Genomic DNA, 21,024 nt, shown 5'->3' with positions numbered 1-21,024 from the left:
TTTTCCGCCGCGCGCGGAAAGTCGAGATTTACGGCGCGACCAGCGTCGAGCGCCCGCCGCCGGCGAGCACCGAGGCTATGGCGCCGGGGTCGCCGATCGAAAATACGATGATCGGGATCTTGTTCTCGCGCGCGAGCGCGAAAGCGGCGGTGTCCATCACCGCGAGATTTTGGGCGATCGCCTCGTCATGGGTGAGCCTTTCGTAGCGCGTCGCGCTCGGATCGCGCTTCGGGTCGGCGGTGTAGACGCCGTCTACCTGGGTCGCCTTCAGCACGGCGTCGGCGGAGAGTTCGGCCGCGCGCAGCACAGCGCCCGTATCCGTGGTGAAGAACGGATTGCCGGTGCCGCCTGCGGCGATGACGACGCGGCCCTTGTCGAGATGATGGAGAGCGGCCCGGCGCGAGAAGGACTCGCAAACGGCGGGCATGGGCACGGCGGAGAGGCAGCGCGCCTGGCGCCCCTGCATCTCTATCGCCTGCTCCAGCGCCAGGCCGTTCATGACGGTGGCCAGCATCCCGATCGAATCGGCGCGGGCTCGTTCGATGCCGCTGTCAGCGCCTTTAATGCCCCGGAAGAAATTCCCCCCGCCGACGACGACCGCGATTTGATAGCCATTTTCGGCGGCGGAGGCGAGATCGCTCGCCACGCGCGCCAGCGTCGGCGCGTCGAGCCCGTGAGCCGCCTGCCCCTGCAGCGCTTCGCCGGACAATTTGACGACCACGCGTCTGAAGCTTCGCGTCGGGACGTGATCGCGCATGTCTCTTGGTCTCGCTGGCTGGAACGGGGCGCTTCCTTCATACGAACGGCGCGCCGCGCCCGCAAGTGACCGGCGTCACGATCCGCATGAACGGCCCTCCCGCAAGGACGCATCAAAAAACCCGGGCCGCTCACGCAGCCCGGGCCTCGATCTCGAAATCGAAGGGGAATCAGCCCTTCGCGGCCGCCGCCACTTCCGCGGCGAAGTCGCTGGTCTGCTTCTCGATGCCTTCGCCCAGCGCATAACGCAGGAACCCCTTGATGGCGATCGGCGCGCCGGCCTTGCCCTCGAGCTCCTTCACCGCCTGCGCGACGGTCTTGCCGTTATGGTCGGGGTGGTTCGAAACCTGATCGAGCATGCAGACTTCCTTGGCGAAGGTCTTGATGCCCGAATCGATGATCTTCTCCAGCACATTGGCCGGCTTGCCGGCGTTCTTCTCGGCGAGCAGCTTCTTCTCGCGCTCGACGATCGCCGGGTCGAGGCCGGAGGCGTCGAGGGCCTGCGGATTGGCCGAAGCGACATGCATGGCGAGCTGGCGGGCCAGCGTGGCGAGCACTTCCTTGTCGCCCTTCGACTCCAGCGCGACGATGACGGCGATCTTGCCCTGGCCGTCGACGACCTGGCCATGCACGTAGCGGCCGACAACCCCGTCGGCCACGGCGAGCGAGGCGGCGCGGCGCAGCGTGAGGTTCTCGCCGATGGTCGCGATGGCGCTGGTGATGTTCTCGGCGACCGTGCCGCCGCCCGGGTAGGCCTGCGCGCCGAGCTCCGCGGCGTCGGTCTTGCCGGTCTTCAGGGCCACCTCGGCGATATTCTTCACCAGCGTCTGGAAGTCCGCGTTGCGCGAGACAAAGTCGGTTTCGGAGTTCACCTCCACGACGACGCCACTGGCGCCGGCGGTCAGCGCGGCGACGAGGCCTTCGGCCGCGACGCGGTCAGCCTTCTTGGCGGCCTTGGAGAGGCCCTTCTTGCGCAGCCAGTCGACCGCCGCCTCGAACTCGCCGTCGGTCGCGGTCAGCGCGGCCTTGCAGTCCATCATGCCGGCGCCGGTGCTTTCGCGCAGTTCCTTCACGAGGGCGGCGGTAATCGTTGCCATGGTCGAAATTCCTTCTTTTCGAGGTCGGGCCGTTTCGCAGCCGCGCAAACACGCGGCTTGCCGGCCTGGGGCGATATTGCGTCGGGCGCCGGCTCTGGTGGAGCCGGCGCCCGATAGCTTGAAGACTGAGGGTGACGAACGAACGCGTCAGGCGGACAGAAGCGTGCGCGCCTGATCGATCCAGCCGTCACGGGCGATGCGGCCATTGAGCTTGAGATCGGCGTCGACCTTCTCGACATCGGCCGGCGTCATCGCGGCGAGCTGCCAGTAATGGAAGATGCCGGCGTCATTGAGCTTCTTGACGAGCTGCGGGCCGACGCCGTTCAGCTTGGCCAGATCGTCGGGGGCGCCGCGCGGGGCGGCAAGGAGCTCGAACACCTCGGCGGAAACATAGGCTTCGCCGGCGTCGCTCGCCGCGACCGCAGCCTCCGCCACCGGCTCCTCGGCCGCGCCGAGGTCCACGCCGAGCGAGCCCTGGCTGCGGGAGATGCCGTCGATCGCCGCCCTGGCGATGAGATCGCAGTAGAGAGCAATCGCACGGCCAGCGTCGTCGTTGCCGGGGATCGGATGCGTGACGCCGTCCGGATCACAGTTGGTGTCGAGCACCGCCACGACCGGGATCTTGAGGCGATTCGCCTCCTTGATCGCGAGTTGCTCCTTGTTGGTGTCGATGACGAAGATCAGGTCCGGCGTGCCGCCCATGTCGCGGATGCCGCCGAGAGCCTTTTCGAGCTTGTCGCGCTCGCGGGTCAGCAGGAGGCGCTCTTTCTTGGTCACGCCCGAGGCGCCGGCCGACAGCATTTCGTCCAGCTTGCGGAGACGGTTGATCGAGCCCGAAATTGTCTTCCAGTTGGTGAGCGTGCCGCCCAGCCAACGGGAGTTGATGTAATATTGCGCGCTGCGCTTGGCGGCGTCGGCGATCTGGTCCTGCGCCTGGCGCTTGGTGCCGACAAAGAGCACGCGGCCGCCCTTGGCCACCGTGTCGGAAACGGTCTTCAACGCCTGATGCAGCAGCGGAACCGTCTGCGCGAGGTCGATGATGTGGATGTTGTTACGAGCGCCGAAGATATAGGGAGCCATCTTCGGGTTCCAGCGATGCGCCTGATGGCCGAAGTGGGCGCCGGCCTCGAGAAGGCCGCGCATGGTGAAGTCGGGAAGCGCCATAGTTTTTTCTCCGGTTGAGCCTCGGCGAAAGCAAGGATTTAGAGGCCGGAGACCGGCCACCGGAAACGACGCCTTGAATCAGACGCCGTAATACCTTCGCCTGTGGAATGCGCGCGCTTATAGGGGAACCGCCCGCCCGGGGCAATAGGCTCCTGCGCGCAGCTGCAACTCGACTGGACGTGGACGCATGCCGCTTGCGCCCTGCGGTCGTCGCCAGAACGATTTTTTTGCAGCGCGTGGCTGACCGCGAAATGCGCGAGACACGGATTTTTGCACTGCAAAAATCAAATCGCCCGCGACGTGTTGTCGCACATCAAATATCTGATTTATAATAATAAACCCCATTTTTGAAGAGTTTGAAATTCGTGAAAGACGTGCATTGCCAACGGTTTTGAATCGAGCTAGGCTACCTTTGATGCGGCAGTAATACTGGTTACAAAAAACAACAGGGGGAAAACACATGGCCGTTAACGTTCACAGCGGAGCTGAAATCGGCAAGACCCTCATCTGGGTCGCCGCCTTCTTGGGTTTCGTCATCGTCGCTCTTACTTGGGTTCCGGACTGGATCTCCCCCGAGGGCACGAACGGCACCGGCAACAACCGTGAAGCGCTCGGCTCCGCCGGCGTCGGTTCGACCGCCCGCATGATCCAGTAATACCCCTGCCTACGGACTTGCCGGGAGTTCAGGCTCCCGGCCTTGTCTGATAGATGGGTGATCTGCGTCGTTCACGGCGTAGATCGGTTTGGAGCCGACGTTCTCGACTAGTTCGAGCGTCGGCTTCCGCCTTTTTGGCGGCGCTTTTTTCAAGAGGTTTTCACAGGCGTAAGCGTGTGGAAGCATACCCGGTTTTCGGGCGAAGCGTTCTCCAACACAACTTTCTGCAGAGATTGAGCGTCCCTTTAATCTGCGTGGCGGTTCAGGGCTCGACGAAAAATACGCCGCACGAAACCAGCTTGCGGTCAGGGGCGGCCGGGCTTGTCAGGCGCCGGGACAAGGCCCCTTTTTCGTGAAATGGCGGCGAAAACACTCGCAACCTGCAAAAAACAGAACGCAGGCAATTTCCGTCACGAAATCCGATTTCTTTTTGCCCACAATGCAAACGCACCATTGGGGAAGGATTTTCGGATTGAGACAACCTCATGCCACAGCGCGCTCGCCGCCATGACAATCGGCGTCAACAACATTCCTGTCGAGGAGTGTGGGCGCTGGCCTTCTTCGTTGACGCCATATACGAGGCGCGGGTTCTTCGTTGATGGAATTTCGAGCGTGCCGAACATCCAGTCCCAGACGGCGAGAACGCTGCCGAGGTTGCGATTGAAATGCCGGGGATCGTTCGAATGATGGATCTGATGATGCGCGGGGCTCAGGATGATCCGCCCCCAAACGCCCCGGAACGGGATCCAGAACTGCGAATGCTGCAGATGCCCGATTGTCCAGAGAAAAAAGATGAAAATTATGTTTTTGCCGTCAACCGTGAACGCTTCCGTATTTCGACCGAACAGCCACGCCAGCAGTCCGGAGGCGCTGCCGATGAACATTGAGAGCATGTACCCGAAAAATATATTGTCGACAGGGTGATTTCTGAAGTTCGTCAGTGGCGTAAGAACCTCAGCCGTGTGATGCACCTTATGGAGTTCCCACAAAAACGAGACCCTGTGTTTGAGGTAGTGGTCAACCCAATATCCTATCTCATACGCCAGAAACAGAACGACTGTGGAGACCAGTTTTATAGAGAGATCACAGCAATCGGTGGACCCCATCGCGCCAAAGGCGCCTGTGAGCATGGATTTGACGGCGATTGCGACAGTATTTGCGGAAACCACGAGGGAAACCACGATTACCGGCATGAAAACGACGCTCAGCACGAAGAGTTTCACGTCGGCTGCAAAGGATTCATGCACCAAGATTTTCTTTGTGAAAATGGCGCGGGCGATGGCTCGCAAATTGGCGCGCCCTCGACGGCTTTTCTGGCGATAAGCCAATACGAAAACCGCCAGGCCGAATGTCGTTGCCAGCGAATAGATTGAAAAAATCGAGCCAAATGAAAACAGTTCGTTCGATATTCTCGTCAGGGAAAAGCGGATCGCGGTGTACAGGTCCATCGAAAGCTTCTTGTCCGGATGGTTTTCGAGAGGTCGGCCGGAACCTCGCCGCCTGAAAATGGCTGTCCAGTTCCAGCGTCGGTTTGGGCTGCGTCCGACCTCATGAGCTGCTCGAACTAACTGCCCGGAAAGCGTATTCTCTCTGCTGGACCTTGCCAAGGCCTCGCCCCGGCTCATCGGCGCGCCTTTTGCCGAAGCGGCGACCCGATTTAGAACTCTATGCCCTCCTGAGCCTTCACGCCGGCCGCAAAATGGTGCTTCACCAGCGTCATTTCGGTGACGAGATCGGCGATTTCGACCAGCTCCTGCTTGGCGTTTCGGCCCGTCACCACGACATGCAGATCGTTGCGACGCGCCGTGAGCGCCGCGAGAACCTCGGCCAGCGGCAGATGCTCGTAACGCAGCGTAATATTCAGCTCGTCCAGCACCAGCAGACGGATTTCGGGGTCCGCCATCAATTCGCAGGCTTTTTCCCAGGCGCGCCGCGCCGCGGCCTCGTCGCGGGCGCGATCCTGCGTCTCCCAGGTGAAGCCCTCGCCGAGAGTATGCCAGGAGACCTGTCCAAGCTTTTCGAGCATGTCGCGCTCGCCGGTTCGCCAGGCGCCCTTGCCGAATTGCACGACGCCGACCTTCCAGCCATGACCGAGCGCGCGCAGGGCGAGCCCGAAAGCGGCGGTGGACTTCCCCTTGCCGGGCCCGGTGTGGACCATCAGCAGGCCCTTCTGCGCGATGGTCTTGCCGGCCACCTCGGCGTCCTGAACGGCCTTCCGCTTCTCCATCTTCAAGCGATGGCGGCGCGCTTCGTCGTCCTCCTGCCCGATTGTCAAAATGCAGCCCTCGCCATTTGACGGAATGATGTCACGCGCATATGACTGAAAGCGACGGTCCTTCGCAAGAAGGCGAAAAGGGAACGCGGTGCGGGCCTTGCCCAAATCCACGGCTGCCCCCGCAACTGTAACCGGTAAGGCCCGCGCCATCCGCCACTGAGCAATCAGCTTGGGAAGGCGGCGCGGACCATGGACCCGGAAGCCAGGAGACCTGCCGTCGCGGCGATCCCTCGATCGCCTCTCGCATGAAAAACGCCGCCGGTGGGGCGGCAGGAGAACACCATGAACGCTTTTTTCGCCGCCCGGTCCGGGTCTCTTGCGCGCTCGAAGGTCGAAGCGCTGAAGGCCGCCTTCATCGCGCTGTGCCTCGGCGCGAGCCTCGTCTATGTCGCGGGTTTCGCGAATCCCGAGACCGTGCACGACGCGGCCCACGATTCGCGCCACGCCCTCTCCTTCCCCTGTCACTAGCCGCCACGACACGCGACCCGTGATCGCGCGAACATTGGCGGCCGGTCTCATCGCCGGCGTCGTTGCGGGGCTCGCCGTCGCGGCCCTGCAGCATGTCACCACGACTCCGCTCATCCTCGCCGCCGAGGTTTATGAGACGGCGCAGCATGCTCACGACGTCGCGGCTGAGCATGCCGCGCCCGCTTTCGAGGGTCTGCGGCGGACGGCCGCCACCAGCCTCGCAACCGTCGCCGTCTCGATTGGTTACGCGCTGATTCTGCTCGCCGGAATGCTCGTCTCCGGCGATCCGATCGGCCCGCGCCGCGCCGCGCTCTGGGGCGCCTGCGCCTTTGCCGCGACCGGGCTTGCAACGAGTCTCGGGCTTGCCCCCCAACTACCCGGGGCCGCAGAAACCGATCTCGCCGGACGCCAGATCTGGTGGGTCGCCGCCGCGGTTTCGACCGGCGCCGGGCTTTACGCGCTGTTGCGGCTCGACGCATGGATCGCGCAAGTCGCGGGCGCCGTGTTGATCGTCGCGCCGCATTTCTTCACGCCGACGCCCGCCGCGCCGGAAAGCACGGCGCCCGCGGAGCTGGCGGCGCAATTCGCCGCCTCGTCGCTCGCTGTACAAGCCATGAGCTGGGTGCTCGCCGGCGCGCTTGTCGGCCTCGTGTGGCGGCTCATCTCGCGAGACGAGACGCAGACCGCATGACGACACAAGCAAAAATCCCCGCGACCATCGTCACCGGCTTCCTCGGCGCCGGCAAGACGACTCTCATCCGCAACGTGCTGGAGAATGCGCGCGACCGCCGTCTCGCGCTGGTCATCAATGAATTCGGCGACGTCGGCGTCGACGGCGAAATCCTGCGCGCCTGCGGCGTCGAGAACTGTCCGGAAGAAAATATCGTCGAACTCGCCAACGGCTGTCTCTGCTGCACGGTCGCCGACGACTTCGTGCCCGCGATCGAGGCGCTGCTCGCGCATGAAAAGCGGCCGGACCATATCATCATCGAGACGTCGGGCCTCGCGCTGCCGAAGCCCCTCGTGAAAGCCTTCGACTGGCCGGCGATCCGCTCCAAGCTTACTGTCGACGGCGTCATCGCCGTCATCGACGGAAAGGCGGTCGCAGAAGGCCGCTTCGCCGACGATCTCGACGCCGTCGCGCAGGAACGTGCGGATACCGAGACGATCGACCACGACAATCCGCTCGAGGAAGTCTTCGAGGACCAACTCGCTTGCGCCGATCTCGTGATTCTCAACAAGACCGATCTTCTGGACGCCGATGAGGAGCTTCGCGTCGCCGAGCAGCTTTCACAAGGCGCCCGCGATACTGTGAAGGTGGTGCGCGCGCGGGACGGCCGGGTCGATCCGCTCGTGCTGCTCGGTCTCGCCGCGGCGGCGGAAGACGATCTCGCCAGCCGCCCCTCCCACCATGACGCCGAGCCGGATCACGATCACGACGACTTCGACAGTTTCGTCGTCAGCCTGCCGGCGGTCACGGACCCCGCCGCCCTCGTCGCGAAACTCGCGGACATTGCGCGCGCGCATGACGTGCTGCGCGTGAAAGGATTTGTCGAAGTCGCCGGCAAGCCGATGCGGCTTCTGGTGCAGGGCGTCGGCGCGCGCATCCAGCACCATTTCGATCGCCCATGGAAACCGAACGAAGCCCGCGCCAGCCGTCTCGTCGTCATCGGCGAAAAGGGCCTCGACCGCGATTCGATAACCGCCATGCTGGCGCAGCCGTGACGCGCCATGCACCTCCTCCCGCGCGATCTCCATAGTCTCGACGACGCCGGCGCGGCGACGGACCTTGGCCAGACGCCGGGAACAATCGTCTTTCTGTCTTTCTCCGATTCGGAACTGCGCCTGCTTGCGCAACAGCACGAGAAAGACCGTGGCGTCCTGCCGAGCCTGCGCTGCGCGTCGCTCGCGCAACTGAAACACCCCTACTCCGTCGATCTCTATCTCGACAACGTCGTTCGCCACGCGCAAGTCGTCGTCGTGCGACTGCTCGGCGGCAAGGAATATTGGGCCTATGGCGTCGACCAACTGGAGGCGCTGGCGCGCACGCAAGATATTGCGCTCGCCATCGTGCCGGGCGACACGGTCGACGACATGCGCCTTGCTCAGGCGTCCACACTCGATGCGCAAGCGCTGCATCGCATCTGGTCCTTCTTTCAGGACGGCGGCCCCGACAATCTGCGCTCGTTTCTCGGTTACGCATCGACTCTCGCGGGTCTTCCCGCCGAGTGGCGGGAAAGCGTCGCCGTCGCCAACGCCGGACGTTTCGACGCCGCCTGCCGTGCGGCGCAGGTCGACGCGCCGCGTGCGATCATTGTCTTCTATCGCTCGATGTATCTCGCGGACGATGTCGCGCCCATCATTGCGCTCGCCGACGCGCTGAACGAGCGCGGGTTCGCGGTGGAGGCGCTATACGTCGCGAGCCTGAAAGATCCGGAGAGCGAAGCCTTCGTCGCGCGGGCGCTCGACGCTTTCTTTCCCGACGTCATTCTCAACGCCACGGCATTTTCCGCAAGGCGCGAATCCGGCGCCGTTCTCGACCGCGCAGACGCGCCGGTGCTTCAGGTGGCGCTCGCGACCTGCACTCGGGAGGCGTGGGAAGGTTCGGCGCGGGGCGCCAATGGCGCCGATCTCGCAATGAATATCGTGCTGCCCGAAGTCGATGGCCGCATTTTCACCCGCGCTATTTCTTTCAAGGAAGAAACCGCGCGCGGCGTCGCCGAACTCGCCGAAATGCGCCACGCGCCCGAGACGTCGCGTGTTTCTTTTGTCGCCGATCTCGCGACGAATTGGGCCCGACTGCGCCACAAATCCAATGCCGAAAAGAGCCTGGCGCTGATCCTCTCCGACTATCCCGCGCGGCGCGGACGCGGCGGATATGCGATTGGTCTGGATACGGAGGCGAGCGTCGCCGAGATCGTCGAAGCGCTGCGTGAAGCGGGATACAGCGTCAGCCACGGTATGGAACGCGCGCCCTTCTTGATGCGGGCGCTCGAAGACAGCGTTTACACTATCGACTATTCGATCGACGACTATCTTCGCCTGCTCCCGACGCTTCCCCCCGATTTCGTCGTCAGCGTCAATGAATCATGGGGCGCGCCGCAGGACGATCCCGCTGTCGTCAACGACGCTTTCCGTTTCTCCTGCATCGTCAGCGGCAATCTCGTCGTGGCGCTGCAACCCGATCGCGGCGCGCGCGCCGATCGTTACGAAACCTATCACGACTTGCAGCGGGCGCCGCGACACGCCTATGTCGCCTTTTATCTCTGGCTCCGTCACATACGAAAAATCGACGCGTTGATCCATCTCGGGGCCCATGGCACGCTGGAGTGGCTGCCGGGCAAATCGGCGATGCTGTCCTGGTCCTGCGCGCCGGAAGCCGTGCTCGGCCCGACGCCGCTCATCTATCCTTTTATCGTCAACGATCCGGGCGAAGCCGCACAGGCGAAACGCCGCGCCGCCGCCGTGACGATCGGCCATCTCACCCCGCCGCTCATCGACGCCGAACTCTTCGACGCGGCGGCAAAAATTGAAACGCTTCTGGACGAATATTCCACGGCCGCGTCGCTCGACCCGCGTCGCGCGCGCGTCATCGCGGGCGCCATCCTCGACGAAGCGGAGCGCAGCGGACTCGCCGCCGAATGTGGCGTGTCGCGCGAGAACGACATTGCCGAAACGCTCACACGCCTCGACGCCTGGATGTGCGATCTGAAGGAAATGCGCATCGGCGACGGGCTGCATGTCTTCGGCCGCGCGGACGACAACCCGGAGCGCAACGCTTGCGCGACAAGCGAACGCCGCGCGCTGATCGCCGCCCTTGCAGGCCGTTTCATCGAGCCTGGTCCCGCCGGCGCGCCCTCGCGCGGCCGCGCCGACGTGATGCCCACGGGCCGCAATCTTTATTGTATCGACCCGCGTCACGCCCCTACGCAGACGGCATATGACATCGGCCGGCGCGCCGCGCAGGAAGTGATGACGCGCCATGCGCAAAACCATGGTGAATATCCGCGCCATATCATGCTCGACCTTTGGGGCAGCGCGACGATCCGCACGGGCGGAGAGGATTTCGCGCAGGCGCTTGCGCTGCTCGGCGCGGCGCCGCGCTGGGATGCGGCGAGCGCGCGCGTCATCGGCTTCGAGATTCTGCCGCAGGCGCGTCTCGAATTTCCACGCGTCGATGTGACGTTGCAAGTGTCAGGTCTGTTCCGCGACATGTTCCCCAATCTCGTTGCGCTCTTCGACGACGCCGTGCGCGCCGTCGCCGCGCTCGACGAAGACAGCGACTTCAATCCGCTGAAGGACGCGGATGATCTGACGCGCATTTTCGGAGCCGCTCAAGGAACATACGGCCTCGGCGTAAGCGATCGCATCGTGCGGGGTGAATGGACGACGCGCGAGGATCTTGCGCGCGCCTATCTTTCCGCTGGCGGCCATGCGCTCAACCGCGCGGGAGAGAGCGCGCCCGCGCATGAGCGTTTCACCGCGCAGGTCGCGCGCGCCGACGCCCATGTGCATGTGCAGGACATGGCGGAAGTCGATGTGCTCACCGGCCCGGCCTTCGTCGATTTTGAAGGCGGATTCGCCGCCGCAAATAAAATGCTGGGCGGCGATGCGGATTTCGTCCATCTGGACGCCACTCGCCCCGAGCAATTGCGCGCGCGCGCGCTGCAGGATGAAATCGCCCGCGCGCTGCGCATGCGCCTCGCCAATCCGCGCTGGCTCGCGGGACAGATGCGTCACGGCCATCGCGGCGCCAGCGAGATAGCGGAGAGCGTCGACAATCTCTATTCCTTCGCGGCGACGGGCGGCCTTGTCAGCGACGCGCAATTCGACCTCGCTTTTTCTGCGACGCTCGGCGACGACGCCGTGCGCGATTTTCTGAGGAAGGAAAATCCACGCGCGTTGCAGGCTGTCGCGCGGGTCTTCAACGAAGCGCTGTCGCGCGATCTGTGGCGTACGCGGCGTAACAGCGTCCTTGCCGTCTTGTCGAGCGTCGGAGAGCAACATGCGGCCGACGCCTGAAATCAAGGGCTGGTGCCCCGGCGCGCACAGGCCGATGGCGAGCAATGACGGCTTGCTGATCCGCGCCAAGATCATCGGCTCGCGCGTTACCGCCGCGCAACTGCGCGCGATTGCGGAGATTGCGGCGGATTGCGGCAACGGCCTCGTCGATCTTTCGCAGCGCGCGCAATTGCAGATACGCGGAGTTAGCGAGTCGACGCTTGCAGAAGCGTTGCGTCGTATGGATGCGCAGGGGCTGCTTGCGCCCGACGCCGAGGCGGAGCGCGTGACGAATATTGTCGCCTCCCCCCTCGCCGGTCTGGACGCCGCCGCGCTTTTCGACGCGAATGCGCTCGCATTCGAGCTCGCCGAGGCGGCGCGACGCGACGCTGCGCTTCATGCCCTTCCCGCGAAATTCCTCTTTTCGGTCGACGACGGCGGCGCCCTGTCGCTCGCCGATGTCGCCGCAGATATTCGAATTGAAGCGCATGACGTGGCGAAAGTGGCGCTTTTTGTCGCCGGCGCAGATGACCGCGCCGTCCTCGTCGACAGACCCGACGCTGTGGCGACTGCGCTCCGAATGACCCGCGCCTTTCTCGCGCTTCGCGGCGATCGCGCATTCGAATTGCGGCGTATGCGCTATGTCGTTGCGGCTCGCGGCTTAGAGGCCCTGCTGCGCGAAGCAGGGCTGAAGGCGCAGCCTTGCGAGAGGCGCTCCCATCCCCAGCTCGCCGCCGCGTTCGGCGCACAACAGACGCATGGGGTCAATTACGCCGGCGCCGCGGCGCCCTTCGGCCGCTGGCGCGTCGACGATCTCTCGACGCTCGCAATGCTCGCGATAGACGAGGGCGTCGGCGAGATACGTCTCACGAGCTTGCGCGCGCTTCTGGTTCCAACGCCATCACGCCAAGCGGCGCAACGCGTTGTCGACGCCGCACATGCGCGCGGCCTTGTGACCTCCGCCGACGATCCACGCCTCGCGGTTGTCGCCTGCCCCGGCGCGCCGGAATGTCCGCAGGCGCAGGGTGAAACGCGCAACGCCCTTGCGTTGCTGGCGCCGCTGGCGCAAAAGTTTGCGGGAATACACGGCGTCGGCCTGCATGTCTCCGGCTGCGCCAAAGGTTGCGCACATCCCGGCCGCGCGCCGGTCACGCTCGTCGCAAACGGCGGCCTGTTCGATCTTGTCGAGAATGGCGACGCATCGGCTGCGCCGCGAATGGCGGGATTGTCGATCGACGACGTCGAACGCGCGCTGACAATTCGCGCAAAGGAACAATCATGTCAGACGCCATGAGTTACATCCGCGACGGCGCCGCGATCTATACGCGCTCCTTTGCGATCATTCGCGCGGAGGCGAATCTCTCGCGCTTCACGCCCGAGCAGGAGAAAGTCGCCGTGCGCATGATCCACGCCTGCGGCATGGTGGAGCTTGCCGACGACATCGAATTTTCACCGACCTTCGTCTCGGCTGCAAAGGAAGCGCTTCGCAGGGGCGCGCCGATCCTCTGCGACGCCAACATGGTCGCGCATGGCGTGACGCGCGCGCGTTTGCCCGCGAACAACCCGGTCGTCTGCACGCTCGCCGAGCCCGCTGTCGCGACGATTGCCGCGGAAATCAAGAACACGCGCAGCGCCGCCGCGCTGGAGCTTTGGCGCAATCGGCTCGACGGCGCCATCGTCGCCATCGGCAATGCGCCCACCGCCCTGTTTCGATTGCTCGAAATGTTCGACGAGGGCGTCGCGCGTCCAGCCGCGGTCATAGGCATGCCCGTTGGTTTCGTCGGCGCTGCCGAGTCGAAAGAGGCGCTTGCCGCCGACGGGCGAGCGCCTTTCGCCATCGTCAAGGGCAGAAAGGGCGGCAGCGCAATGGCGGCGGCAGCGATCAACGCGCTCGCGAGCGAGGCGGAATGAACGTGGCTGCGTCGAAATCGCAGGAGAGCGGCGTCGCGCTCGGCGCGCTGATCGGCGTCGGCCTCGGTCCCGGCGACCCCGAACTCGTGACAGTAAAGGCCGCGCGTCTCATTGGAGAAGCGAAGATCATCGCTTATTTCGGTAAGCCGGGACGCGCGAGCAATGCGCGCACGATTGCGGAGCGATATTTTTCGCCCGGCTGCGAGGAGCTGCCGCTCCTTTATCCCGTGACGACGGAAATTCCTTTCGAGCAGCCCGAATATGTGGACGCGCTCGCGTCCTTTTATATGGAGAGCGCGCAACGTCTCGGCGCCGTGCTGGAATCGGGGCGTGACGTGACCTTGCTGTGTGAAGGAGACCCGATGCTCTACGGTTCCTTCATGCACATGTTCACGCGCCTCGATCAGCGATTTCGCGTGGATATTTGCGCGGGCGTTTCCGGCATGTCCGGCTGTTTCGCCGCCGCGCGGCAGCCGATGACATGGGGCGACGATATTCTTACCGTAATGCCCGCGACGCTCGATGAAGACACGCTTGCGCAACGGCTCGCCTCGACGGATGCGGCTGTCGTGATGAAGCTCGGCGGCAACTTTCCCAAGCTGCGTCGCGCCATGGCGCGCGCGGGCGTCGCCGAACGCGCGATCTATGTCGAACGCGGCACCATGACCGGCGAGAAGATCATGCGGTTTGCGGAGAAGCGCGACGACGTTGCGCCCTATTTCTCCATGGCGCTCGTTCCCGGAAGGGGACGCCGCCCATGAATGGCCGCCTCTATGTCGTTGGTCTCGGCCCCGCCGACGCGCGCTGGCTGACGCTGGAGGCCCAGCAGGCGCTTGCCGAGGCGCAGGACGTCATCGGTTATGCGCCCTATGTCGCGCGCGTGCCGGAGCGTGAAGGTCAGACGCGTCTTTCGAGCGATAACCGCGTTGAGATCGATCGCGCGCGCGAAGCGCTCGTGCGCGCATCGGCCGGACGCATTGTTGCGGTTGTCTCGGGAGGCGATCCGGGCGTATTCGCCATGGCGGCGGCGGTGTTCGAGGCGGTCGATCACGGGCCGCGCGAATGGCGCGATCTCGATATTCGAGTCATGCCCGGCGTTTCAGCGATGCAGGCCGCGGCCGCGCGGCTCGGCGCGCCGCTCGGACATGATTTTTGCGCTATCTCGCTCTCGGACAATCTCAAGCCATGGGACGTGATCGAGAAGCGGCTGGAGCATGCGGCGCGCGGCGATTTCGTCATCGCATTATACAATCCCGCGTCACGCGCGCGACCGACGCGCATCGCTGACGCCTTTGCGCTGCTGCGGCGCTTTCTCCCCGGCCAAACTTTTGTGAGCCTCGCAAAATCCGTCGGGCGCGAGGGGGAAGAAATGATCTTCACGCAACTCGACAAGGTTGATCCCTCGCAGGTCGACATGTCGACGCTCGTCCTCATCGGCGCGAGCGGCACGCGGCGAATTGCGCGCGAGGGCGCGCGTGATTGGGTCTATACGTCGCGGAAGGCCAATTGATGCGCCCCTGGCTGTCCATTGTCGGCGTTGGCGAAGAAGGCTTCGCAGCGCTTTCCCCGGCCGCGCGCACACTCCTTGAACAAGCGACGCTGATCGTCGGCGGAGCGCGCCATCTTGCCCTGATCGGGGATACCGCCGCAAAGCGCCTGCAATGGCCGTCGCCATTGTCGGACGCCATCCCGCAAATTCTCGTGCAGCGCGGCGAGCCGACAGTCGTTCTCGCGTCGGGCGATCCATTTTTCTATGGCGTCGGCGATCTTCTCTCGCGCCATATCACAAGCGAGGAAATCTTCTGCGTTCCGAGTCCATCGGCTTTTTCGCTCGCCGCCGCGCGACTGAAATGGAGCCAGCAGGATTGCGCGCTCATCTCGCTGCACGGGCGCGCCTTCGAGCGCATTGCGCCCTACCTGCAACCGCGCGCGCGCATCATCGCGCTGTCCTGGGACGAGACGACGCCAGCGCGGCTTGCGGAATATCTCGACGCGCGCGGCATGGGCGACTCGCGGCTACATGTGCTGGAGCATCTGGGCGGACCCAATGAGCGCGTGCGCGAAACGCGCGCGAAGGATTTCCGTTTCAATGAGGTCGCGGCGCTCAATATGGTCGCGATCGAAGTGCAGGCTGGCTCCGGCGCGCGCATCATTCCGCTCGCTCCCGGTCTTCCCGACGACTGGTTCGAGAACGACGGCCAGCTCACGAAACGCGAGATTCGCGCCGTTACGCTCTCTGCGCTTGCGCCACGCAAGGGCGAGACGCTTTGGGACATCGGCGCCGGCTCCGGCTCCATTTCGATCGAATGGATGCTGCGCGATCCCGCCAACCGCGCCGTTGCAATCGAACGCGACGCGGAGCGCGCGGCGCGCATTTCGCGCAATGCGCTCGCGCTCGGCGTTCCCGACCTCAGGATCTTGACAGGCGCGGCGCCGCAGGCGCTTGCCGGACTCGCGCCGCCGGACGCAATCTTCATCGGCGGCGGCGCTGATGGGCAGATGTTGCAAAGCGCATGGAGCGCCTTGCCCGGCGGCGCCCGTATCGTCGTCAACGCCGTGACGATCGAAACGCAGGCGCTCCTCTCACAAAACTATGCAGAAAAAGGCGGCGAACTCATTCACCTGCAAATCTCCCGCGCCCGTCCGGTCGGGCGCTTTCACGGGCTCGACCCGGCGATGGCGGTGATGCAATGGCGGGCGACGAAGCCATGATTGCGCGCTACGCGGCCGGCATCGGCGCGCGACGGGGCGTCGACGCGCAGGAGATCGTCGATCTCGTGCGGCAAATCGTCGGCCAGCACCATGTCGATATGAGCCGCGTCACGCTCTGCACGCTCGAGAGCAAGGCGGAAGAAGCAGGCCTTCAGGAGGCCGCGCGTCAACTCGGCGTCGACATCATCTTCCTGCCGCTCGACGCGCTGCGCGCGCGCAAGAGCGCCGCGCCGACGCATTCGCCGCGCGTGCAGGCCATGTTCGGCGTCGGCAGCGTGGCGGAAACAGCGGCGCTCGTCGGCGCCGGGCCCGACAGCAGATTGATCGCGCGGCGCGTTGCGACGCCTCATGCCGCCTGCGCTCTTGCGATCAGCGCGGAAGAGAGCGCAAAGGATAAGGAATGACGGTGCATTTCATCGGCGCAGGACCTGGCGCCGCCGATCTTCTCACACTGCGCGGACGCGACATCATCGCGCGCTGTCCAGTCTGTCTTTACGCGGGGTCGCTCGTGCCCGCCGGCGTGCTGGCGCATTGCCCGCCCGACGCCTGCATCGTCGACACGGCGCCACTCTCCCTCGATGACATTATCGGGGAGATGAAAGCCGCGCATGACGCCGGCCTCGATGTGGCGCGGCTGCACTCCGGCGATCTCTCCATCTGGAGCGCCGTGGGCGAGCAGATGCGGCGGCTCGACGCGCTGGACATCCCTTATACGATGACGCCAGGCGTGCCCTCTTTCGCCGCTGCGGCCGCGGCGCTGAAGCGCGAGCTGACTCTGCCGGAGGTCGCGCAGTCTCTGGTGCTGACCCGCACCTCGGGCCGCGCGTCGGCCATGCCCGAGCGCGAGAAGCTGGCAACCTTTGCGCAATCGGGCGCAACCCTCGCCATCCACCTCTCGATTCATGTGCTGGCGCGCGTCGTCGCGGAGCTTACGCCCTTCTATGGCGCCGATTGTCCTGTGGCCGTCGTCTTTCGCGCGTCCTGGCCGGACGAACGCATCTTGCGCGGCGCGCTCTCCGATATAGAGGCGCGCGTATCCGAGGCGCCGATGGAGCGTACCGCGCTGATTCTCGTTGGCCCGGCGCTCGGCGCGACGGATTTTCGCGAGAGCGCGCTGTATGACGCCGGCTACGACCGCCGTTTCCGGCCGCGAGGCGGGGTGTGATCGCGCCCGGTCTTATCATCGCCGCGGCGCGCTCCGGCTCCGGCAAGACGACGCTGGCGCTTGGCCTCATGCGGGCGCTGACTCGGCGCGGCATGCGCGTGAGCGCAGTGAAATGCGGCCCCGATTATATCGATCCAGCCTTCCATGCGGCGGCTACCGGTCGTCAAAGTCTCAATCTCGATTCCTGGGCCATGGACGCCGGCCTCATCGCCGGCCTCGCTGGCGGCGCAGCCAGGGACGCCGACATTGTCGTCGGGGAAGGAGCGATGGGCCTGTTCGATGGCGCGCCCGGCGGAGCGGCGGGCGTGGGCGCCAGCGCCGACATCGCCGCCCTGCTCGGGTGGCCGGTCCTGCTCATTCACGACGTCTCGGGTCAGGCGCAGACGGCGGCGGCGGTGTTGCGCGGTCTTGCGACGCATGACGCCCGCGTGAAAATCGCCGGCGTGGTGATGAACCGGGTTGGTAGCGAACGCCATCGACGGCTCGTCAGCGAAGGCGCCGCGGCGCTGGACCTGACCGTCTTCGGCGCTCTCCCGCGCAACGAGAGCGTCGCCCTGCCCGAGCGCCACCTCGGTCTGGTCCAGGCCGGCGAGACCGCGGACCTCGACGCGCGGCTCGACGCGCTGGCGGATTTCATCGAGGCGCATGTGGACGTCGACGCCGTCGCCGCTTCCGCGCGCAGCAGCGAGGGCGCCTTTCCCACCGGCGGATCTCAGAACATTTTCAAGCCGCCCGCGCACCGGATTGCGATTGCGCGCGACGACGCTTTCTCCTTCTTCTACCCCCATCTCGCGCAGGCTTGGCGGGCCGCCGGGGCCGAGCTTTTCTTTTTCGCTCCCCTCGCCGACGAGCCGCCGCCGGAGCACTGCGACCTTTGCTGGCTGCCGGGCGGTTATCCCGAACTCCACGCCGGACGCCTCGCCCAGGCGGGACGTTTTTTGAGCGGCCTTCGCCAATTCGCCACCACTCGCCCAGTTCATGGCGAGTGCGGCGGTTACATGGTCCTGGGGCGCGGGCTGGTGGACGCCGCCGGCGCCGCCCATGCGATGGCAGGCCTCCTCGACCTCGAAACCAGTTTCGCAAAACGAAAGCTGCATCTCGGCTATCGCCGGGCCCGACTTGCCGCGGATCACTCACTGGGCGCCGCAGGGCGGCTGCTTCGCGGGCATGAATTTCATTACGCGACGATTCTGAGGGAAACCGGCGAACCCTTTGCGCTCGCAAGAGACGCCTACAGCGACAATGACGCTCCGGCCGGCCTGAGACAGGGTCGTGTCTCAGGCTCGTTTTTTCATCTGATCGGATAAAAAAGGGGCCGCCGGAGAACCAGCGGCCCAAGTCAAGGGAGGAAACGCCCAAGGAGGGCTACGAAGCGAGACAACTCTCGCTGCGATGCACATTTATAATGCTGCGATGCACAAGCGTCAAGTTAATTTTGCGCAAATTCCTGATCAACCCCGGATCAGATTGCCGCATGCCGGTCACGGCTGTCGCCCGATGCCCGACCTCGTCTGAGCCCGGAAAAGTCGATCCGACACTGCGTTGTCAATTAAGTAATTATATTTCCTAGTTGTTTTTCAGATCCCGTGATAATTGCTCGGGCTCCCGCCGATGAAAAGCTGGGGAAGGGAGGGCCTCCAATGAAGTATCTAAAACTGTTAAGTTTCGGAGTGCTGGCGTTCGCTGGGACAGCGACCACACTGGCTACAGAGGCTGGCGCTGTTGTATGCGCTCGCGGCGTTTATCGAGCCGGCTGTGCAGTGGCCGCGCCGCGTGGGTTGGCGGTCGTCTCCCCACGCCCGGTTGTCGTAGCTCCGCGCCCGGTCGTCGTCGCCCCGCGGGTCAGGGTTTATCGCTGATAATGAAGTGTTTGAATTCGCACTCCCGATTAGCGGAGGCGAAATCAGGAGACTCCGGATGAAATTCACGGGCCTTACAGCCGCGCTGTTTCTGTTCTCGTTCCCCGCGCTCGCCGATCAGAAGGCTGCGGACGCCTGCGCCGCCAGGCTGCCGAAAAATTCGGCCGCCATATATTCGGCGTCGGCCGCCAAATACTCGCCCGGCTCGGATATGAGAGATATCGTCAAGGGCGTCGCCAGAGGAATGGTCATGTCCGGCGCCCTCGGCCGCGACGACGCGAGACCTGCCGCGGAAGCTGCGGGTGCGTGCCTGAAGCTTATGGTGAACTGAGGCGAGATAATCTCTGACCGCGAAGAGCCAGCCCGGTTTTTTACAGCCGGGCTTGTTTTGCGATGGGAGATACGGAGTCGCCGATCAGCATTGTCTCCGCGGACCCGGATAAATCGTGCGCGACACCGCCGGATTTTCGTGACTGGCATTTTTTTTGATTTCTTTGGATGCGGGGACAGGATTTGAACCTGTGACCTTCAGGTTATGAGCCTGACGAGCTACCGGGCTGCTCCACCCCGCGCCAAAGGGGAATGCGCCGCGTATGGAGCGGCGCGATAAAGAAGGGTTATCGGAGGAGGATATATTGATGTGTTTGGCAGGCCTGGCGACGACCTACTCTCCCAGGTCTTGAGACATAGTACCATTGGCGCTGAAGCGTTTGACGGCCGAGTTCGGGATGGGATCGGGTCTGATCGCTTCGCCGAAGGCCACCAGGCCGGCGAAACACATCTGAAGCAAATGGGATTTCTATTTTGGTGGGCATTGATAATGAGAACGATCAAGCCGATCGAGCTATTAGTACCGGTAAGCTCCATGCGTCGCCGCACTTCCACACCCGGCCTATCAACGTGGTCGTCTTCCACGGCTCTCGAGGGAGAACTCGTTTTGAGGTGGGTTTCCCGCTTAGATGCATTCAGCGGTTATCCCGTCCATACATAGCTACCCTGCACTGCGGCTGGCGCCACAACAGGTCCACCAGAGGTATGTTCATCCCGGTCCTCTCGTACTAGGGACAAATCCTCTCAATTCTCCTACACCCACGGCAGATAGGGACCGAACTGTCTCACGACGTTCTGAACCCAGCTCACGTACCACTTTAATCGGCGAACAGCCGAACCCTTGGGACCTTCTCCAGCCCCAGGATGTGATGAGCCGACATCGAGGTGCCAAACAACCCCGTCGATATGGACTCTTGGGGGTTATCAGCCTGTTATCCCCGGCGTACCTTTTATCCGTTGAGCGATGGCCCTTCCACGAGGGACCACCGGATCACTATGACCGACTTTCGTCTCTGCTCGACTTGTCTGTCTCGCAGTCAGGCAGGCTTATGCCATTGCACTCGACGACCGATTTCCGACCGGTCTGAGCCCACCATCGCGCGCCTCCGTTACTCTTTGGGAGGCGACCGCCCCAGTCAAACTGCCTACCATGCATTGTCCCGGGCCCGGATGACGGGTCTCGGTTAGACATCCATGACGATAAGGGTGGTATTTCAAGGGTGGCTCCACACGAGCTGGCGCCCATGCTTCAAAGCCTACCACCTATCCTACACATGCCGACACGAATGCCAATGCAAAGTTACAGTAAAGGTGCACGGGGTCTTTCCGTCTGACCGCAGGAACCCCGCATCTTCACGGGGAATTCAATTTCACTGAGCTGACGTTGGAGACAGCGGGGAAGTCATTACGCCATTCGTGCAGGTCGGAACTTACCCGACAAGGAATTTCGCTACCTTAGGACCGTTATATTTACGGCCGCCGTTTACCGGGGCTTCAATTCAGAGCTTGCACTCCTCCTCTTAACCTTCCGGCACCGGGCAGGCGTCAGACCCTATACGTCATCTTGCGATTTCGCAGAGCCCTGTGTTTTTGTTAAACAGTTGCCACCCCCTGGTCTGTGCCCCTCCCGC

19 protein-coding genes, 1 tRNA gene, 2 rRNA genes and 1 riboswitch (1 of these 23 cut by a window edge) are annotated in these 21,024 nt (G+C 63.9%); of the genes, 14 read left to right on the top strand and 8 right to left on the bottom strand.

Going from position 1 to position 21,024, the window contains the following annotated elements; translation table 11 throughout:
- Positions 1–28 precede the first annotated feature (28 nt).
- From pyrH to LG047_RS17555, 3 genes are all read right to left on the bottom strand, one after another.
- The gene (pyrH, locus tag LG047_RS17565; RefSeq protein WP_227968003.1) at positions 29–757 is read right to left on the bottom strand and encodes a UMP kinase; all 729 of its coding nucleotides are present in this window, start codon (positions 755–757) and stop codon (positions 29–31) included.
- Between the two features lie 169 nt (positions 758–926).
- On the bottom strand, positions 927–1,853 hold the full coding sequence (gene tsf, locus LG047_RS17560; protein ID WP_036280278.1) for a translation elongation factor Ts: 927 nt from the start codon (positions 1,851–1,853) through the stop codon (positions 927–929).
- 147 nt (positions 1,854–2,000) lie between these two features.
- The gene (locus LG047_RS17555; protein ID WP_036280275.1) at positions 2,001–3,017 is read right to left on the bottom strand and encodes a 30S ribosomal protein S2; all 1,017 of its coding nucleotides are present in this window, start codon (positions 3,015–3,017) and stop codon (positions 2,001–2,003) included.
- A gap of 460 nt (positions 3,018–3,477) precedes the next feature.
- Here LG047_RS17555 and LG047_RS17550 point away from each other — a divergent pair, with 460 nt between their 5' ends.
- On the top strand, positions 3,478–3,672 hold the full coding sequence (locus LG047_RS17550) for a hypothetical protein (RefSeq protein ID WP_036280272.1): 195 nt from the start codon (positions 3,478–3,480) through the stop codon (positions 3,670–3,672).
- 410 nt (positions 3,673–4,082) lie between these two features.
- Here the strand turns inward: LG047_RS17550 and LG047_RS17545 are convergent, their stop codons facing one another.
- Positions 4,083–5,120 (bottom strand): sterol desaturase family protein, encoded by a 1,038-nt coding sequence (locus LG047_RS17545; protein WP_227968002.1) that lies wholly within the window; start codon positions 5,118–5,120, stop codon positions 4,083–4,085.
- 209 nt (positions 5,121–5,329) lie between these two features.
- Complete coding sequence (gene cobO, locus LG047_RS17540) at positions 5,330–5,947, bottom strand: cob(I)yrinic acid a,c-diamide adenosyltransferase (protein WP_036286579.1); 618 nt, start codon at positions 5,945–5,947, stop codon at positions 5,330–5,332.
- 38 nt (positions 5,948–5,985) lie between these two features.
- Positions 5,986–6,181: riboswitch (cobalamin riboswitch) on the top strand.
- Positions 6,182–6,229: 48 nt separating this feature from the next.
- On the opposite strand from cobO, the gene LG047_RS17535 reads away from it, so the two are divergent.
- From LG047_RS17535 to LG047_RS17475, 13 genes are all read left to right on the top strand, one after another.
- Positions 6,230–6,415 (top strand): CbtB domain-containing protein, encoded by a 186-nt coding sequence (locus LG047_RS17535; RefSeq protein WP_227968001.1) that lies wholly within the window; start codon positions 6,230–6,232, stop codon positions 6,413–6,415.
- Between the two features lie 19 nt (positions 6,416–6,434).
- Positions 6,435–7,106 carry a CbtA family protein gene (locus LG047_RS17530; RefSeq protein ID WP_227968000.1) on the top strand — a complete coding sequence of 224 codons (672 nt, stop codon included), beginning with the start codon at positions 6,435–6,437 and terminating at the stop codon, positions 7,104–7,106.
- A complete protein-coding gene (gene cobW / locus LG047_RS17525) occupies positions 7,103–8,140 on the top strand; it encodes a cobalamin biosynthesis protein CobW (RefSeq protein WP_036280258.1) in 1,038 nt (345 codons plus the stop codon). The genes LG047_RS17530 and cobW overlap by 4 nt, the downstream gene beginning before the upstream one ends.
- A 6-nt stretch (positions 8,141–8,146) precedes the next feature.
- Positions 8,147–11,437, top strand: coding sequence for a cobaltochelatase subunit CobN (gene cobN / locus LG047_RS17520; RefSeq protein ID WP_227967999.1), 3,291 nt, complete (start codon positions 8,147–8,149; stop codon positions 11,435–11,437).
- Positions 11,421–12,710 carry a precorrin-3B synthase gene (cobG, locus tag LG047_RS17515; RefSeq protein ID WP_227967998.1) on the top strand — a complete coding sequence of 430 codons (1,290 nt, stop codon included), beginning with the start codon at positions 11,421–11,423 and terminating at the stop codon, positions 12,708–12,710. Before cobN ends, cobG begins: the two co-directional genes overlap by 17 nt.
- Positions 12,695–13,327, top strand: coding sequence for a precorrin-8X methylmutase (locus LG047_RS17510; protein ID WP_227967997.1), 633 nt, complete (start codon positions 12,695–12,697; stop codon positions 13,325–13,327). The genes cobG and LG047_RS17510 overlap by 16 nt, the downstream gene beginning before the upstream one ends.
- Positions 13,324–14,088: a precorrin-2 C(20)-methyltransferase gene (locus LG047_RS17505; RefSeq protein WP_227967996.1), complete on the top strand. Its 765-nt coding sequence runs from the start codon at positions 13,324–13,326 to the stop codon at positions 14,086–14,088. Before LG047_RS17510 ends, LG047_RS17505 begins: the two co-directional genes overlap by 4 nt.
- A complete protein-coding gene (gene cobJ / locus LG047_RS17500; protein WP_227967995.1) occupies positions 14,085–14,837 on the top strand; it encodes a precorrin-3B C(17)-methyltransferase in 753 nt (250 codons plus the stop codon). Before LG047_RS17505 ends, cobJ begins: the two co-directional genes overlap by 4 nt.
- Entirely contained in the window at positions 14,837–16,039 is a 1,203-nt protein-coding gene (gene cbiE, locus LG047_RS17495; protein WP_227967994.1) for a precorrin-6y C5,15-methyltransferase (decarboxylating) subunit CbiE, read from the top strand. The genes cobJ and cbiE overlap by 1 nt, the downstream gene beginning before the upstream one ends.
- Entirely contained in the window at positions 16,018–16,443 is a 426-nt protein-coding gene (locus tag LG047_RS17490) for a cobalamin biosynthesis protein (protein WP_051133944.1), read from the top strand. The genes cbiE and LG047_RS17490 overlap by 22 nt, the downstream gene beginning before the upstream one ends.
- Positions 16,440–17,204 (top strand): precorrin-4 C(11)-methyltransferase, encoded by a 765-nt coding sequence (gene cobM / locus LG047_RS17485; RefSeq protein WP_036280237.1) that lies wholly within the window; start codon positions 16,440–16,442, stop codon positions 17,202–17,204. The genes LG047_RS17490 and cobM overlap by 4 nt, the downstream gene beginning before the upstream one ends.
- Positions 17,201–18,511 carry a cobyrinate a,c-diamide synthase gene (locus LG047_RS17480; RefSeq protein WP_227967993.1) on the top strand — a complete coding sequence of 437 codons (1,311 nt, stop codon included), beginning with the start codon at positions 17,201–17,203 and terminating at the stop codon, positions 18,509–18,511. The genes cobM and LG047_RS17480 overlap by 4 nt, the downstream gene beginning before the upstream one ends.
- 610 nt (positions 18,512–19,121) lie before the next feature.
- A complete protein-coding gene (locus LG047_RS17475; RefSeq protein WP_227967992.1) occupies positions 19,122–19,394 on the top strand; it encodes a hypothetical protein in 273 nt (90 codons plus the stop codon).
- A gap of 164 nt (positions 19,395–19,558) precedes the next feature.
- Here the strand turns inward: LG047_RS17475 and LG047_RS17470 are convergent.
- The 3 genes from LG047_RS17470 to LG047_RS17460 form a co-directional block, all read right to left on the bottom strand.
- Positions 19,559–19,635, bottom strand: a tRNA-Met gene (locus LG047_RS17470).
- Positions 19,636–19,714: 79 nt separating this feature from the next.
- Positions 19,715–19,830 (bottom strand): 5S ribosomal RNA (gene rrf / locus LG047_RS17465).
- Between the two features lie 59 nt (positions 19,831–19,889).
- Positions 19,890–21,024: ribosomal RNA gene (locus LG047_RS17460) — 23S ribosomal RNA — on the bottom strand (it continues 1,707 nt past the right edge of the window).

It is taken from the genome of Methylocystis sp. WRRC1, from assembly GCF_020733155.1.
Taxonomy (GTDB): domain Bacteria; phylum Pseudomonadota; class Alphaproteobacteria; order Rhizobiales; family Beijerinckiaceae; genus Methylocystis.
The sequence above is the reverse complement of the archived record's forward strand: the minus strand, read 5'-3'. Positions and strand labels throughout refer to the sequence as shown.